Annotated in this window: 16 protein-coding genes; 11 read left to right on the plus strand and 5 right to left on the minus strand. The window is 55.9% G+C overall.

The window, feature by feature from the left end:
* Nucleotides 1–20: 20 nt before the first annotated feature.
* Genes hypE through hypA form a run of 5 tightly spaced genes read right to left on the minus strand, consistent with a single transcriptional unit; the run spans nucleotide 21 to nucleotide 3,644 of the window.
* A complete protein-coding gene (hypE, locus tag J1781_RS02460; RefSeq protein WP_217158609.1) occupies nucleotides 21–1,043 on the minus strand; it encodes a hydrogenase expression/formation protein HypE in 1,023 nt (340 codons plus the stop codon).
* Nucleotides 1,036–2,208: a hydrogenase formation protein HypD gene (hypD, locus tag J1781_RS02465; protein ID WP_217233156.1), complete on the minus strand. Its 1,173-nt coding sequence runs from the start codon at nucleotides 2,206–2,208 to the stop codon at nucleotides 1,036–1,038. The genes hypE and hypD overlap by 8 nt, the downstream gene beginning before the upstream one ends.
* Complete coding sequence (gene hypC / locus J1781_RS02470; protein ID WP_129991729.1) at nucleotides 2,208–2,486, minus strand: HypC/HybG/HupF family hydrogenase formation chaperone; 279 nt, start codon at nucleotides 2,484–2,486, stop codon at nucleotides 2,208–2,210. Before hypC ends, hypD begins: the two co-directional genes overlap by 1 nt.
* The gene (hypB, locus tag J1781_RS02475; RefSeq protein ID WP_217220224.1) at nucleotides 2,477–3,268 is read right to left on the minus strand and encodes a hydrogenase nickel incorporation protein HypB; all 792 of its coding nucleotides are present in this window, start codon (nucleotides 3,266–3,268) and stop codon (nucleotides 2,477–2,479) included. Before hypB ends, hypC begins: the two co-directional genes overlap by 10 nt.
* A gap of 31 nt (nucleotides 3,269–3,299) precedes the next feature.
* Nucleotides 3,300–3,644, minus strand: a complete 345-nt coding sequence (gene hypA / locus J1781_RS02480; protein ID WP_129952245.1) for a hydrogenase maturation nickel metallochaperone HypA — start codon at nucleotides 3,642–3,644, stop codon at nucleotides 3,300–3,302.
* A gap of 360 nt (nucleotides 3,645–4,004) precedes the next feature.
* Here hypA and hycA point away from each other — a divergent pair, with 360 nt between their 5' ends.
* From hycA to fdhF, 11 genes are all read left to right on the plus strand, one after another.
* Nucleotides 4,005–4,472: a formate hydrogenlyase regulator HycA gene (gene hycA / locus J1781_RS02485; protein ID WP_129952244.1), complete on the plus strand. Its 468-nt coding sequence runs from the start codon at nucleotides 4,005–4,007 to the stop codon at nucleotides 4,470–4,472.
* A gap of 147 nt (nucleotides 4,473–4,619) precedes the next feature.
* Nucleotides 4,620–5,249, plus strand: coding sequence for a 4Fe-4S dicluster domain-containing protein (locus J1781_RS02490; RefSeq protein WP_129952243.1), 630 nt, complete (start codon nucleotides 4,620–4,622; stop codon nucleotides 5,247–5,249).
* On the plus strand, nucleotides 5,246–7,150 hold the full coding sequence (locus tag J1781_RS02495; protein ID WP_217233157.1) for a proton-conducting transporter transmembrane domain-containing protein: 1,905 nt from the start codon (nucleotides 5,246–5,248) through the stop codon (nucleotides 7,148–7,150). The genes J1781_RS02490 and J1781_RS02495 overlap by 4 nt, the downstream gene beginning before the upstream one ends.
* 10 nt (nucleotides 7,151–7,160) lie before the next feature.
* On the plus strand, nucleotides 7,161–8,114 hold the full coding sequence (locus tag J1781_RS02500; protein WP_217233158.1) for a respiratory chain complex I subunit 1 family protein: 954 nt from the start codon (nucleotides 7,161–7,163) through the stop codon (nucleotides 8,112–8,114).
* Between the two features lie 44 nt (nucleotides 8,115–8,158).
* Nucleotides 8,159–9,883 carry a hydrogenase large subunit gene (locus J1781_RS02505; RefSeq protein ID WP_217233159.1) on the plus strand — a complete coding sequence of 575 codons (1,725 nt, stop codon included), beginning with the start codon at nucleotides 8,159–8,161 and terminating at the stop codon, nucleotides 9,881–9,883.
* Between the two features lie 13 nt (nucleotides 9,884–9,896).
* Nucleotides 9,897–10,454, plus strand: a complete 558-nt coding sequence (locus tag J1781_RS02510) for a formate hydrogenlyase complex iron-sulfur subunit (RefSeq protein ID WP_129991725.1) — start codon at nucleotides 9,897–9,899, stop codon at nucleotides 10,452–10,454.
* The gene (locus tag J1781_RS02515) at nucleotides 10,451–11,248 is read left to right on the plus strand and encodes an NADH-quinone oxidoreductase subunit B family protein (RefSeq protein WP_217233160.1); all 798 of its coding nucleotides are present in this window, start codon (nucleotides 10,451–10,453) and stop codon (nucleotides 11,246–11,248) included. Before J1781_RS02510 ends, J1781_RS02515 begins: the two co-directional genes overlap by 4 nt.
* A complete protein-coding gene (locus tag J1781_RS02520; protein WP_129952775.1) occupies nucleotides 11,248–11,727 on the plus strand; it encodes a formate hydrogenlyase maturation HycH family protein in 480 nt (159 codons plus the stop codon). The genes J1781_RS02515 and J1781_RS02520 overlap by 1 nt, the downstream gene beginning before the upstream one ends.
* On the plus strand, nucleotides 11,720–12,205 hold the full coding sequence (gene hycI / locus J1781_RS02525; RefSeq protein ID WP_217233161.1) for a hydrogenase maturation peptidase HycI: 486 nt from the start codon (nucleotides 11,720–11,722) through the stop codon (nucleotides 12,203–12,205). The genes J1781_RS02520 and hycI overlap by 8 nt, the downstream gene beginning before the upstream one ends.
* 329 nt (nucleotides 12,206–12,534) lie before the next feature.
* Entirely contained in the window at nucleotides 12,535–13,080 is a 546-nt protein-coding gene (hydN, locus tag J1781_RS02530) for an electron transport protein HydN (protein WP_129952236.1), read from the plus strand.
* 23 nt (nucleotides 13,081–13,103) lie between these two features.
* The coding region (gene fdhF / locus J1781_RS02535) for a formate dehydrogenase subunit alpha (RefSeq protein WP_217233162.1) at nucleotides 13,104–14,944 on the plus strand (1,841 nt) is incomplete at its 3' end.

Below are 14,944 nucleotides of genomic sequence, written 5' to 3' on the forward strand. Positions count from 1 at the left end.
CAATCAGCCCCCTGACGAGATCAACAAATGCGAGGTAATGGCTCCGCGTGGGGCAACATTAGCTGGCGGGAAACCCCCAGTGCGCCGCGCAGACACACCTGTGGATTGACCGTCACCTCACCGATCGTCGCAGCACCGGCTCCGAGCGGATGGTGGCGTAACAGCTTCAGTACTTTTTCTTCGGCCCCGGCGGATACCACCACCACCAGTTTGCCTTCGTTGGCAAAGTTCAGCGGTTCCAGTCCCAGTAATTCGCAGATACCACGCACTGCGGGTTTAACCGGCAAGGCAGTTTCGTCGATGGCGATCCCCAACCCACTGGCGGCGCTGAATTCATGCAGAATTGCATTCACTCCGCCGCGTGTGGCATCGCGTAAGGCATGGACACCGGCCAGCGGTCGCAGCGGTGCAATCATCGGGGCCAGCACTGCACAGTCACTTTCCACGCCCAGATCCATCCCCAGATTTTCCCGCAAATTCAGGATCGCCGCACCGTGATCGCCAAGCGTCCCGCTGACGATGACTTTATCCCCCGCTTTTATCATAGCGGCGCCCCAGTTCACGGCGGTTGGGATCACGCCTATTCCGGCCGTGTTAATGAAGATTTTATCGGCTGCCCCACGCTGCACGACTTTGGTGTCACCGGTCACAATGGCAATGTCCGCCTCCCGTGCCGTCTGCGCCATCAAACTTACTATTTTCTGTAAGTCATCCAGCGCTAACCCTTCTTCCAGAATAAAGCCGCAGGAAAGATAGGCAGGTATCGCACCGCATACCGCCAGATCGTTCGCCGTGCCGCACACCGCCAGCTTGCCGATATTGCCGCCGGGGAAAAAGACGGGGTCGATAACGTAACTGTCTGTGGTAAATGCCAGCCGGTCCCCCAGGGCATTCAGGCTGGCAAGCGACAACCGGGCGCCGTCTTCCTGTTCGTTAAGCCAGGGATTATCAAACGCACTGAGGAACATATGTTCGATCATCTGCTGCATGGCACGGCCGCCGCTGCCATGCGCCATAGTGACGACGTCTTTGCGATCACTCATCCTGGCTTACCTTCTGTTTTATCTGTTTTTGCGGCGGTTTATTCGCACTCGCCGTTTCCTGATAACGGTACTGATACCATGCCGCACATGCGCCTTCGGAAGACACCATCAGCGCACCAAATGCATTCTGTGGCGTACAACCGCTGCCAAACAGCGGACATTCATGTGGCTTACAGCGCCCGGTCAGGACTTCACCGCAACGGGAGCGGGGATCGTCTGCCACCGGCTGTGCCTGCGGATTAAAGCGCCGCTCCGCATCCATCGGGGCATAGGCAGGCGTCAGGGTAATTCCTGAGGCTTCAATCACGCCCAGGCCGCGCCACTCGCTGCTGCCGGAAAGCGTAAACACCTCCCGCATCGCTTCCTGTGCCAGCAGGTTACCCTCTTCCGGCACCACGCGGCGGTACTGATTTTCGGTTTTACACGATGCCTCGCAAACTTGTTCCACCAGCATCAGCACGCTTTGCAGCATGTCGAGTGGTTCAAAGCCGCTTATCACCAGCGGCTTGCCAAATTCTTCACTGATGAAATGATAAGGTGCGGTGCCTGTCACCATGCTGACGTGACCGGGTGCCAGAAAAGCGTCAATCCGCACATCATCCTGCGAAAGCAGGCTGCGTAAGGTTGGCATCAGACTGATGTGCTGACAGAACACACTGAAATTGTACAGGCGTTCGCGTCGCGCCTGTTGCAGCGTAACGGCGGTAACCGGCAACGTGGTTTCAAAACCAAGGGCGAAAAACACCACCTGACGCGCCGGGTTTTCACGCGCCAGTTTCAGCGTATCCAGCGGGGAATACACTACGCGTACATCAGCACCGCGTTCGCGCGCCTGCAAAAGCGAGCCATGCTGGCCGGGCACACGCAACGCATCGCCGAAGGTACAGAAAATCACCCCGGGGTGCGCGGCAATTTCGCAGCAGGCGTCAATCCGCCCCATCGGTAACACACACACCGGACACCCCGGCCCGTGAATAAATTCCAGTTGCGGTGGCAGCAGTTTATCCAGCCCGAATTTGAAAATGGCATGCGTATGACCACCGCACACTTCCATAATCTGCATCGGTTTTTCAGCGGTATAAGGCAGCAATGCCGCGCGCTGATGCAGCCTTTCAATCAGCGTTTTCGCCAGTTTCGGATCACGGAATTCATCAACAAAACGCATTATTTTGCCTCTCCCGCGCCGAGAAACAGGGCGACATCGGCTTCCACTTCTTCCATCGCGTGCAACGCAGCCAGCGTTTCCTGTGCTTCCTGTTCATCAAGTTTGCTTAATGCAAAGCCGACGTGGATCAATACCCAGCCGCCGATCAGCATTTGTGGCTGACCGTCGCACACCAGTGCAATATTCACTTCGCGGCGCAGACCACAGACTTCTGCCCAGGCGTGATCGGGCTGCTGGTCGTGCAGCGCAACGATTTGCCCCGGAATGCCTATGCACATCGTTGCTGCTCCAGCCAGGCCAGCCACAGATCCATGCCTTCGCCGGTGGTGGCAGAAAGCCGGATCACTTCAATCTGCGGATTCACCTGCCGCGCATTGGCAATGCAGGCGTCGACGTCAAAACTGACATACGGCAACAGATCGATTTTGTTGAGGATCATCAGACGCGACGCCGCAAACATATGCGGATACTTCAGCGGTTTGTCCTCGCCTTCCGTGACGGACAGCACTGCCACTTTGTGCAATTCCCCCAGATCAAAGCTGGCCGGACACACCAGATTGCCGACATTTTCAATAAAAAGCAGACTGTTATTGTTAGGCGACAGCTGATGCAGCGCATCGTGAACCATTTGTGCATCCAGATGGCAGCCTTTACCGGTATTGACCTGAATCGCCGGTACGCCGGTGGCACGGATACGATCAGCATCATTCGTGGTTTGCTGGTCGCCTTCTATTACCGCACAGTCAAAATAGGGTGCCAGCCGGGTCAGGGTGCAGGTCAGCAGTGTCGTTTTACCGGAGCCGGGGCTGGACACCAGATTCAGGGCCAGAATGCCCGTTGCCGCAAAATGCTCGCGGTTGTGGGCGGCAATGTGATTATTTTTGGCTAGCACATCCATTTCGATGTCCACCAGCCGTCGCGGCGCAAACGGCAGGCCGTGGTGGTGATCGTGGGAATGATCATGTGGATGAATGTGATCATGGGAATGTTGATGAACGTGTTCAGGGCTGACACCTTCAATACGAAGTTCGCCGCTGGCGCAACCGCAGGTACTGCACATAGCTTTCTCCCCCGGGCATATCGGGCACCCGTTATTCGATTTCGATTCGTTTAATTTTCATGCCGTCATCGGCCACCACCCGTACATCACGCCCGCCACATTGCGGACACAGCAGCACACCAGGGCTGAGTAAGGAGATGTCCTGCTGGCAGGTGTAGCACCAGCTTTCTGCTGCCGGTGTCACGAGATGTAATTCACAACCTTCGGCGAGGGTTTCGCGACACGCCAGTTCAAAGCAAAATTCCACCGCTTCCGGTTCAACGCAGGAAAATGCGCCAATTTCCATCCATACCGCCGTAATTCGCCGGGCATTATTTTGTCGTCCAAATTGCTGCATTATTTCTACGGCATTCTGGCACAACGTAATCTCGTGCATTATTTCCCCTCCGTCAGGAGATTAATAAAGAGCGCATGGAAACATGAGTAGCAATATTGGTGCCAGAATTTTTCGACAGGTGTAAACAGGACTGAAAATCAAATAGCGGAATAAGCCTGACATCGTCCGTCATATATGTCGAAATACAGTGCCTTCGACATGTCACCATGTTTTCCATGCGGCCCGGCATTCAGTACGGGAATTCCACAACCACATGATAATAAAAGAAATATTCAATAAAATCCGAAACTGGCACGTTTTATGCCAGTAGTGTTGTATGCGCCGTATTTTCGTCGTCATTTTATGCATAAAGACGCACCGGAAAGGCACTTACGCACACCTCAATAACGGGTAATAACAATGAGCACTCTCAGTGAACTGACCAGCAAAGCGGATTACATAGCCAGTAAAAACAGCCACCTGAAGTTACAATGGCGCACGTATCAAAACAGCCTGATACAGGCAATAACTCATTCAAATAAAAAGATAAACCATGAATTCAGCTGCGGCGAAGATCAGGATATCCGCTTCACGCTGTTTAACCATTTTTCAGTCAGCATTCATCTCAGCGACGACTTCTACAGTCAGGATATCGTTTACAGCCTGAACATGGCACACAACGGTGAAGACCCTGTCTTCAGAGTGTTTGCACACGCCACGCTGAGCGAAGAAGGCCGGGTTGATGGCACCGTGGACATTAAAGATAAAAACGCCGTGCTTGAACATTATCTCAATAAAATTTCGGCTATTTATCAATGTATTTTTGACTCACTGAAAAGTAATCAGCCGATTCATTCCCAACTCGATAAATTACTTAGCCACGCCTGATTTACATTCGGAAATACATTACCCCTTCGGCACAACAGAAATATTTTTTATTGCCGAACTTTTACTGGGATCAATTCCGACATAAATGTCGAAATGTCAATTTAAGTGCCGATTTCGTCACCTTTGACGAAATACCAAGGAGACTTCATGAGCTTTAAAAATGCCATGAATCAATATGTGATAGCCGATGCGAAACTTTGTATTGGCTGCAATACCTGTATGGCCAGCTGTTCGCAGGAGCACCAGCGTCACGGTTTGCAATCTGCTCCCCGTTTACAGGTGATGCGTAACCGTCTGGATTCCGCGCCGGTGATGTGTCACCAGTGTGAAGATGCCCCCTGCGCACAGGTGTGTCCGGTCAATGCGATCACCCGTGAAAATGACGCCATTCATCTCAATGAAAGTCTGTGTGTGAGCTGCAAGCTATGCGGGCTTGCCTGCCCGTTCGGCGCCATTACCTTTTCCGGCAGCGCACCGCTGGATATTCCACGCGACTGCAATACCCCCAAAGCCCTGCCCGCCCCGCGAGATCCACGGGCCGTCAGCCCGTTTCTGGATTGCGTGCCGGGAGTGCGCGCGGTGGCGGTCAAATGCGATTTATGCAGCTTCAGCCCTGAAGGGCCGGCGTGTATCAGGACCTGCCCTACGCAGGCCATCACCCTGGTCACGGCCAGTCTGTCTGAAAACGCCAGTCAGCAAAAACGCCTGAATGCAATGAATGTATTTCCGGCCGGGCTGACTTCCTTTAGTGCGCCTGACACGGAGGCCAAACAATGACGGCATTATTAGCTTTGGATCCGGCGTCGCTGATGACGCTGGCAATGCTGGTCTGGGTTCTCAGCGGTATCGCCTGCGGATTGCTGGCCGGGGCTGCAAAAATCAGCAGTCTGATTTCAGGCACCGGCGGCATGATCGCATCGGTAGCCGTCATTCTTGCTGCGATTCTTATGTTGAGCAATGGCACATCAGTGACACTCACGCTGCCGGTTCTGCCTTACCGCGCCAGCTTCAGCCCGCTGAATGCGCTGTTATTACTGGCGATGTCCGTAACAGCCTTGTGCAGTAGCCTGTATGCCTGCGCCTGGCTGGCGAATGCCCGTCCGCGCCAGCGCGCCCGCACCGGTTCGTTATGTAATCTGCTGCTGGCAGCGCTGACCGCCGCCGCGATTTCCGCCAATGCGGCTGAACTGATCATGATGATGGAAATGGCCGCCCTGTGTGCTTATTTCCTGATCGTCCAGGCCGACGATGTGAAAAGCCGACGTGCCGGTCTGAATCAGTTTTTATCCGGCCGCCTCGGCACGTTGTGTCTGATTCTGGCGTTTGCACTGCTGCATCGCGCCGGTGGCAGTCTGGATTTTGAGGTGGTTCGCCACACAACGTTTACGCCGGGCACTAAATCTCTGGCATTCCTGCTGGCGCTGGCAGGCTTCGGACTGTATGCCGGAATTATCCCGCTGCACGCCTGGGTGCCGCAGTCGCATTCCAGCGCCCCCGCCCACGCCGCCGCTCTGTTCTCTTCTGCATTAATGAAAATCGGCATTATCGGCATCGTAAAAGTCGGTCTGGATCTGCTGGGTGCACCGCCACTCTGGTGGGGCCTGATGGTATTGCTTCTGGCGATCCTGACCGCATTTATCGGCGGTCTGTACGCACTGATGGAACATGATATCCGCCGTCTGCTGGCCTATCACACTCTGGAAAACGTCGGGATTATTCTGCTCGGCGTCGGTGGTGCCATGGTGGGCGTGGCACTGAATCTGCCGCTGCTGGCCTCACTCGCCCTGCTGGCCGGATTATTCCACCTGTTCAATCACGGGCTGTTTAAAACTGCGCTGTTCCTCGGTGCCGGTGAAATCGAAATGCAGACCGGCATTAAGGACATGGAAAAACTCGGCGGGATCGCCCGTCTGATGCCGTGGACCGCCGTGGCGATGCTGATTGCCCTGATGTCGATGGCTGCGCTGCCGCCGCTGAATGGCTTTGCCAGCGAATGGCTGCTCTACCAGTCTTTATTCCAGCTGAGCGCCAGTCATGTGTTTCTCGCACGTCTGCTCGGGCCGTTACTGGCAACCGGTCTGGCGCTGACCGGTGCACTGGCCCTGATGTGTATTGCCAAAGTCTTTGGCGTCACATTCTTAGGCTCACCCCGCAGTCAGGCGGCGGCAGAAGCCACGCCGGCCCCGAGGATGATGACGCTGAGCAGCGTATTGCTGGCGCTGTTGTGTGTACTTTCCGGTGTCGCCTCGCCATGGATTATTCCGCATTTTTCTGCCGTGGCCGCCTCGGTGCTGAATGCGTCTGTTTTACCGGCAGCTGCGCATGGCGTGGTGTTTTCTGACACGTCCGCCGTATCTGCACCGATGATCGCGCTGCTGCTGCTGGGCATGCCGCTGCTGCCATGGATTATCGCGGCGGCATTGCGCGGCTCCCGTCTCCCAAACCGTTCACGCGGCGATGCCTGGGCCTGTGGCTACGGTCATTGCGCTGCCATGGTGGTGACGGCGACCGGTTTTGCTCAGCCGCTGCGCGTGATGTTTGCCCCGCTTTATCGTCTGCGTCAGCACATGACACCCGTGCCGCTGGTGGCTGCGCTGCACCGTGGCTGGCTGGGGGCTTTCTGCCGTCGTCTGGCGCTCATCGAACTGGCCGTGTTGCTGGTCGTGGCTTTTGCCTGAGGAACTGACTTTGAACATTTCATTCTTACTCGCAGGTTCGTTGTGGCCGCTGGGGCTGCTGCAGGCCATTGCCTTGCTGGCGCTTGCGCCGTTGTTTGCCGGTTTCAGCCGCGTGATGCGCGCGCGGATGCACAACCGTCAGGGGCCGGGCGTATTACAGGAATACCGTGATATCGCCAAACTGCTGACCCGCCAGAGTGTCGCGCCCGCTGCCGCGGGTTCAGCATTTCGCAGCATGCCGTATCTGCTGACCGGCGGATTACTGGTGATCGCTACGGCCCTGCCGGTGGTCACGCTGGCCTCGCCAGTGGGAGCTGCGGGCGATGTGATCACCGTTATTTATCTGTTTGCCGTGGTGCGTTTTGTGTTTGCGATTGCCGGTCTCGATACCGGCAGCACCTTCACCGGTATAGGCGCCAGCCGTGAAGCGGTACTCGGTGTGCTGGTCGAACCGATCCTGCTGCTTGGTTTGTGGATTGCGGCACTGGTGGCCGGTTCAACCTCGCTGGGTGCCATTGCTGCCCGCGTACTGCACTGGCCGCTGTCCTCTTCCCTGACTCTCGTTCTGGCCGGTCTGGCCTGTGCATTCGCCACTTATATCGAAATGGGCAAACTGCCTTTCGACATGGCGGAAGCCGAGCAGGAATTACAGGAAGGCCCGCTGACAGAATATTCCGGCGCGGCGCTCGGCGTGCTGAAAATCGGCATCAGCCTGAAACAACTGGTGGTGTTGCAGTTGTTCATCGGTCTGTTCCTCCCGTTCGGGTTGACGGAACAGTTCACGCCGCTGGCCCTGCTGACCGCCGGGGTGTGGTGCCTGCTGAAACTGCTGATCGCGGTCTTTGTGGTCGCGCTAATCGAGAACAGCGTCGCCCGTCTGCGCTTTCTTAAAACTTCCCGCACCACCTGGGCGGGATTCGGGCTGGCGTTTCTGGCGCTGGTTTCCTGGCTGGTCGCAGGCTGACCTGACATTTTTCTTGTCCCGCTGCGGCGGGAAGAGGCTTTGTAATGAGTGAGTTTAATACCGCATTAAATCAAAACCCGGTCGGCAAAGAATATCTGGCCGCGCTGGCGAAACAGTTTCCGTCGGCAATTTTAGGCAGTGAATGGCAGACCGATACACAGGCAACCGTCACCATCCGGCTGAACTGGCTGCCGGAAGTCGTCGAATGGCTGTATTACCAGCAGGGTGGCTGGCTGTCCGTGCTATTCGGTAACGACGAACGGACGCTGTGCGGCAATTACGCGCTGTATTATGTGCTGTCGATGGAACGGGGCGTGAAGTGCTGGATCACCGTGCGCGCCGAAGTGGATCCCGTGTCCCTCGAATTTCCTTCCGTGACACCGCGCGTACCGGCTGCCGTCTGGGGCGAACGCGAAGTCCGTGATATGTACGGGTTGCGTCCGGTCGGGCTGCCGGATGAACGACGTCTGGTGCTGCCGGATGACTGGCCGGACGATTTATATCCGCTGCGTAAAGACGCGATGGATTACCGTCAGCGCCCGGCACCGACCACAGATGAAGAAACCTATCCGTTTATTTCCGAAGCCAAAGAAGGCAGCAAAATCGTGCCGATTGGTCCGCTGCACGTCACGTCTGACGAACCCGGACACTTTCGTCTGTTCGTCGACGGCGAAGACATTATCGATGCCGATTACCGTCTGTTTTACGTGCACCGTGGCATGGAAAAACTGGCTGAAACCCGCATGGGCTACAACGAAGTCACCTTCCTGTCAGACCGCGTTTGCGGCATCTGCGGCTTCACGCACAGCGTGGCGTACACCTCTTCGGTCGAAAATGCGATGGGCATTGTGGTGCCGGAACGTGCACAGATGATCCGTTCCATTCTGCTGGAAGTGGAACGTCTGCACAGCCATCTGCTCAATCTCGGACTGGCCTGCCACTTTGTCGGTTTCGATTCCGGTTTCATGCAATTTTTCCGCGTCCGTGAACAGTCGATGAAGATAGCAGAAATCCTGACCGGCGCGCGTAAAACCTATGGTATGAACCTGATCGGCGGTATCCGCCGCGACATTCTCAAAGATGATATGACAGCCACGATTGCCCTGGCGGGCAGCATGCGCCGTGATCTTAACGAGCTGGTTGATATTCTGCTCAGCACGCCGAATACCCGGCAGCGCAGCGTGGGCGTCGGTATTCTGGATCCTGAAGTCGCTCGCGATTTCAGTAACGTCGGGCCGATGGTCCGTGGCAGTGGTCACCGCCGCGATATGCGTCAGGATCACCCTTATGCCGGTTACGCCAAACTGCCATTTGAGCTGTGCAGCGAAACCGGTAACGACGTTTATTCCCGCCTGAAAGTGCGCATCCATGAAGTATTTAACGCCCTGAATATGATCGAGTTCGGCCTGCAAAGCCTGCCCGGCGGCCCGCTGGCAGTCGAAGGTTTCAATTATATTCCGCACCGCTTTGCTCTTGGTTTTGCCGAAGCACCACGCGGTGATGACATTCACTGGAGCATGACCGGCGACAACCAAAAGCTGTTCCGCTGGCGTTGCCGTGCGGCGACTTACGCCAACTGGCCGACACTGCGCTACATGCTGCGCGGCAATACGGTGTCTGATGCGCCGCTGATTATCGGCAGTCTCGATCCTTGTTATTCCTGCACCGACCGCATGACGGTTGTCGATGTGCGTAAGAAAACGTCCATTGTCGTGCCTTACAAAGAGATCGAACGTTACGGCATCGAACGCAAAAATTCGCCGCTTTGAGGAACTGCTTATCATGCTGAAACTGATTAAAAAAGTGCTTAAAACCGGCACCGCAACCGTGGCTTATCCGTTTAAGCCGCTGGATCTGGCACCCAATTTTCGCGGCAAACCGCAATACACCGCACAGCAGTGTATTGCCTGCGGCGCATGTGCCAACGCTTGTCCGTCTAACGCGCTGACCATGACCACGGCAGAAGACGGCGAAACGATCCGCTGGTCGCTGTTTCTGGGACGCTGTATTTTCTGCGCCCGCTGTGAAGAAGTCTGCCCGACGGCCGCCATCAGACTGTCGCAGGAATTCGAACTGGCAGTCTGGCGGAAAGAAGATTTGTTTGAGACGGCGGATTTCCCGATCTGTCATTGCCGGGCCTGCGGCAAACCTTACGCGGTACAAAAGGAAATCGACTTCGCACTCAGCCTGTTGCAGGAAAGTGCCGCACTGAGCGACCGGCAAATTTCTGAACGCCGCGAACAGTACGAAACCTGTCCCGAATGCAAAAAACTACACAGCCTTTCTTCGACCGACCGGATTGATATCGGCCGGCACATGACCACGGAGGCCCGTTCATGAGTCATAACCTGTTTGCTCCGCGTGACGAAAACGGCTTGCCGGTCCCCGTCACGCTGGACGAAAGCATTACTAAACTGAAATCCACACTGCTTAACAGCATCCGCCGCTCAGCCTACGTGTATCGCGTGGACTGCGGCGGGTGTAATGGCTGTGAAATTGAGATTTTCGCCGCCATTTCCCCGCTGTTCGATGCCGAACGTTTCGGCATCAAGGTTGTACCGTCGCCGCGCCACGCCGACATTTTGCTGTTCACCGGTGCCGTCACCCGCGCCATGCGCATTCCGGCACTGCGCGCCTGGGACAGTGCACCGGATCCGAAAATCTGCATTTCCTACGGAGCCTGCGGCAACAGCGGTGGCATCTTCCATGATCTGTACTGCGTATGGGGAGGTACCGACAAAATCGTGCCGGTGGATGTGTATATTCCCGGGTGCCCGCCGACACCGGCTGCCACCATTTATGGTTTTGCGCTGGCGCTGGGTTTGCTGGATCAGAAGATTAAAGGCCAGCAACACGATGAGGCGGCCACCGGACCGGCAGCGCTGCTGCACCCGGATATACCGCAGCCACTGCGCGTATTACTGGACAGGGAAGCACGCCGGATGGCCGGTTACCGTTATGGCCGCCAGATTGCTGACAAGTTTATGGATATCGTTGCCGCGCCCGGCTTACAACCGGTGGAACAGCGGGTGTCTGCATATCTTGAGGAACAAGATGATCTGCGTCTCAACGAAATTGTCGGCAATCTGCAACACATTTATCAGCAGGTTCTGCGTGGTGAGGTACATCTGTGATGACCTCCGTTAACGACCAGCGCTACGCGCGCCATCAACCTTATACCGGTCATCAGCCGGACAAAAACAAAGTGATTTTCTATTCACTGAGCAGCAAGTTTGTCGATGAGAAAAGCGCACAGAAACGCAGTTCGCAAAAAGTGCAGGAAGTGGTGTATTACAGTCTGGCGATCGGCCATCACCTCGGGGTGATCGACTGTCTGACATCCCGCCTGGAATGCCCGCTTGAGGGGTATCTGCACTGGGTTGACTGTCTGCCTGAAAACAGCGAAGCGCACCGCAAACTGGCCGGTGTGCGGCGCTTCGGGGAGATCAATATCGACAGCAGCCACACCCACTTGCTGGCGCTGGCGCTGCGTGATGCCCGCCCGAAAATGAGTGCTGAACAACAGGGCTGGAGCGACCGGCTCATCGCCCTGCTCACCCAAATTGAACACGACCCCGCCATGTACCTGATGGTCAGGAGATACGATGCCTGATTTAACCTCCCGCTACGCACTGTTGTGCGTGGGCAACAGCATGATGGGTGATGACGGTGCCGGTCCGCGGCTGGCCGAACTCTGCGTTGAAAAACCGCTGGCCGGCTGGACAGTGGTTGACGGCGGCGCGGTACCGGAAAACGACATCGGTTATTTACGCGAACTGCGGCCTGCACATCTGGTGATTGTCGATGCCACTGACATGGGGCTGGCGCCCGGTGCAATGCGCATCATCGATGAAGATGACATCGCCGACATGTTCATGATGACCACCCATAATCTGCCGCTGACATTCCTCATTCAGCAGTTGCGTACAGACATCCCGCACATCACGTTTGTCGGCATTCAGCCGGATGTGGTGGCTTTTTACTTCCCCATGAGCGCCGCTGTTGAACAGGCTGTTAGCCATCTGTATCAGCGATTGCCTGCGCTGGAGCAAGGGCTCGGGATAGCCCCTTTCCGGCAGGAAACCGCCTGACAGCGTCTGTCGACATAACTGTCGATGCGGTGACGAAACAGACATGACGTCAGCGACTGGTTTCGTCACCGGCACACACAAAACAAATAACACATTGAATTTAATGATAAATATCACAATCAAGAAACTGGCACGCTTTATGTATAGAAGTAGATGAAAACTTTTAACCCCCTCAATTAAAAGCATACTGAAATCCCCTAAGGCATTGGCATTGCAGGAAGGCAGCAAGCGAAGGAGTCCCGATGTGCTGGCATGAGTCAGTGATTCGGGCGAGTGAACGCAGCCAACCCACCTGCGGTGTCAAGGACGACGGGGATTTGGAGAGAGAGATGAACCGGTTTATTATCGCCGACCCTAAAAAATGCATCGGCTGTCGTACCTGTGAAATTGCCTGCGTGATGGCTCACAGTGAATCACAAGATATCTCGCTGCTTAACGCCGCCACCTTCGCCCCGCGTCTGCACGTCATCAAAGGCGTCAATCTCAGTACACCGGTGATGTGTCGCCAGTGTGAAGATGCGCCTTGTGCCAACGTCTGCCCGAACGGCGCCATTCTTCGCACCGGGGATCATGTGCAGGTGATGCAGGAACGCTGCATCGGCTGTAAGACCTGCGTTGTCGCCTGTCCGTATGGCGCCATGGAAGTGGTCACCAAACCGGTTTTCCGCCAGAACGGCGCGGCGATGATCACCACCTCGGATAAAGCCGAGGCGCACAAATGCGACCTGTGTCACGCCCGCGCTGAAGGCCCGGCCTGTATGGAAATCTGCCCGACCAAGGCACTGTTCGCCATCGACCGTAACCACTTACAGGAAATGAACGCAGAAAAACGCCGCCGCGCTGCGCTCGACAGCACCTCCCCGCTGCTGTTTTAACCCCGGATTAAGGAAGCAATAGCATGAAAAAAGTCACTACTGTCTGCCCGTATTGCGGTGCCGGATGTAAATTGAATCTGGTTGTCGATAACGGAAAAATCATCCGTGCGGAAGCGGCGAACGGCGTTACCAATCAGGGCGAACTGTGCCTGAAAGGTTATTACGGTTGGGATTTTCTCAATGACACCAAACTGCTGACCCCGCGCCTGACCCAACCCCTGATCCGCCGCCAGAAAGGCGGGAAATTCGAAGCCGTCAGCTGGGATGAAGCCATCCGCTACACTGCACAACGCCTGAAAGACATTAAACAAAAACACGGCCCGCGCGCCATTATGACTACCGGCTCTTCCCGCGGGACCGGCAATGAAACCAACTACGTGATGCAGAAATTCGCCCGTGCGGTGATCGGCACCAACAACGTTGACTGCTGTGCCCGCGTTTGTCACGGCCCGTCAGTTGCCGGTTTGCAGGCCACCCTCGGTAACGGTGCAATGAGTAACTCCATCGGCGATATCGAAAACTCAAAATGTCTGCTGGTGTTCGGCTATAACTGCGCGGATTCTCATCCGATCGTCGCACGCCGCGTGATCAAAGCGAAAGAAAAAGGCGCACAGATCATTGTCTGCGACCCGCGCCGCATCGAAACCGCCCGCATTGCCGATCAACATTTGCAAATCAAAAACGGCTGCAACATGGCGCTGGTGAATGCCTTCGCCCATGTGCTGATCGAAGAAGATCTGTATGACCATGACTATGTGGCGAAATACACCGAGGGCTTTGAGGAATACCGCAAAAATGTCGCGGATTACTCACCGGAAGCCGTGGCAGAACAAACCGGTGTTTCCGCACAGCAAATCCGCCAGGCAATGCGCACTTACGCCGCCGCACCTTCTGCCACCATCATGTGGGGCATGGGCGTCACTCAGTTTGGTCAGGCAGTTGACGTGGTGAAAGGGCTGGCAGGGCTGGCCTTGCTGACCGGTAACCTGGGCCGCGCCAATGTCGGCGTCGGGCCGGTTCGCGGGCAGAATAACGTGCAGGGTGCCTGTGATATGGGCGTGTTGCCGAATGAATTCCCGGGTTATCAGTCCGTCACTGATGCAAAAGTTCGTGCGAAATTTGCCGATGCCTGGGGCATTGACGTTAATCAAATGGACGCCGAAGTCGGTCACCGCATCACCGAGATCCCGCATCTGGCAATCGAAGGTAAGGTCAAAGCCTATTACATTATGGGTGAAGATCCATTGCAGACTGAAGCCGATTTAGGTCTGGTGCGAAAAGGCTTCGAAGCGCTGGAATTCGTGGTGGTTCAGGACATCTTCATGACCAAAACCGCCGAGCAGGCCGACGTGATTTTACCGGCCACCTCCTGGGGCGAACATGGTGGCGTATTCTCCTGCGCAGACCGTGGCTTCCAGCGTTTCGAGAAAGCTATTGAGCCAAAATACAACGTCAAACGCGACTGGGACATTATCAGTCTGCTGGCGACCGAGATGGGTTATCCGATGCATTACAACGATAACCAGGAAATCTGGGACGAAATGCGCAACCTTTGCCCGCTGTTCTACGGCGCCACCTACGAAAAAATGGGCGAACTGGGACACGTGCAGTGGCCTTGTACCACACTTGAAAGCCCGGGGACGCAATACCTGTACGCCGACAATCACTTCGATACCCCGACAGGTAAAGGCCAGTTGTTTGCCGCACCGTGGCGCGCACCGGCCGAAGTGCCGGACGGCGATTACCCGCTGGTCCTGTGCACCGTGCGCGAAGTCGGCCACTATTCCTGCCGTTCGATGACCGGTAACTGTGCGGCATTGCAGACGCTGGCTGACGAACCGGGTTTCGTGCAAATGAACCCGGC

The organism is Rahnella perminowiae (genome assembly GCF_019049695.1).
In the GTDB taxonomy this organism is placed as follows: Bacteria; Pseudomonadota; Gammaproteobacteria; order Enterobacterales; family Enterobacteriaceae; genus Rahnella; species Rahnella perminowiae.

What these genes read in the sequence shown, in the direction of transcription:
- hypE (WP_217158609.1), bottom strand. Translation starts at nt 1,043, where the DNA reads ATGAGTGATCGCAAAGACGTCGTCACTATGGCGCATGGCAGCGGCGGC.
- hypD (WP_217233156.1), bottom strand. Translation starts at nt 2,208, where the DNA reads ATGCGTTTTGTTGATGAATTCCGTGATCCGAAACTGGCGAAAACGCTG.
- hypC (WP_129991729.1), bottom strand. Translation starts at nt 2,486, where the DNA reads ATGTGCATAGGCATTCCGGGGCAAATCGTTGCGCTGCACGACCAGCAG.
- hypB (WP_217220224.1), bottom strand. Translation starts at nt 3,268, where the DNA reads ATGTGCAGTACCTGCGGTTGCGCCAGCGGCGAACTTCGTATTGAAGGT.
- hypA (WP_129952245.1), bottom strand. Translation starts at nt 3,644, where the DNA reads ATGCACGAGATTACGTTGTGCCAGAATGCCGTAGAAATAATGCAGCAA.
- hycA (WP_129952244.1), top strand. Translation starts at nt 4,005, where the DNA reads ATGAGCACTCTCAGTGAACTGACCAGCAAAGCGGATTACATAGCCAGT.
- J1781_RS02490 (WP_129952243.1), top strand. Translation starts at nt 4,620, where the DNA reads ATGAGCTTTAAAAATGCCATGAATCAATATGTGATAGCCGATGCGAAA.
- J1781_RS02495 (WP_217233157.1), top strand. Translation starts at nt 5,246, where the DNA reads ATGACGGCATTATTAGCTTTGGATCCGGCGTCGCTGATGACGCTGGCA.
- J1781_RS02505 (WP_217233159.1), top strand. Translation starts at nt 8,159, where the DNA reads ATGAGTGAGTTTAATACCGCATTAAATCAAAACCCGGTCGGCAAAGAA.
- J1781_RS02510 (WP_129991725.1), top strand. Translation starts at nt 9,897, where the DNA reads ATGCTGAAACTGATTAAAAAAGTGCTTAAAACCGGCACCGCAACCGTG.
- J1781_RS02515 (WP_217233160.1), top strand. Translation starts at nt 10,451, where the DNA reads ATGAGTCATAACCTGTTTGCTCCGCGTGACGAAAACGGCTTGCCGGTC.
- J1781_RS02520 (WP_129952775.1), top strand. Translation starts at nt 11,248, where the DNA reads ATGACCTCCGTTAACGACCAGCGCTACGCGCGCCATCAACCTTATACC.
- hycI (WP_217233161.1), top strand. Translation starts at nt 11,720, where the DNA reads ATGCCTGATTTAACCTCCCGCTACGCACTGTTGTGCGTGGGCAACAGC.
- hydN (WP_129952236.1), top strand. Translation starts at nt 12,535, where the DNA reads ATGAACCGGTTTATTATCGCCGACCCTAAAAAATGCATCGGCTGTCGT.